Below are 228 nucleotides of genomic sequence, written 5' to 3'. Positions count from 1 at the left end.
CAAAAAAAGCCATGAAAAACTACACTTGGGAATACATTCAAAAATATCCGAAACAAACTAAAAGACTATTAGGGATTGACTACCAACAACTAGAACAACTAATGGCACTTGGAAAACTTATACATCGGAAAAACCAATCAGAAATCGAAAAAACCAAAATTAGGATTAATCAACCAGGAAGCGGAACACCTCCTAAATTATCAGAAGAGGAACAAATTGTTCTAATGT

1 pseudogene is annotated in these 228 nt (G+C 33.3%); it reads left to right on the top strand.

What is annotated here, in order from left to right:
• Positions 1–11: 11 nt before the first annotated feature.
• Positions 12–228: pseudogene (locus MiAbW_RS19470) on the top strand (IS5/IS1182 family transposase); the annotation flags it as partial.

Source organism: Microcystis aeruginosa NIES-4325 (genome assembly GCF_008974145.1).
GTDB classification, from domain to species: Bacteria; Cyanobacteriota; Cyanobacteriia; order Cyanobacteriales; family Microcystaceae; genus Microcystis; species Microcystis aeruginosa_G.
This window is presented reverse-complemented; position numbering and strand designations above follow the sequence as displayed.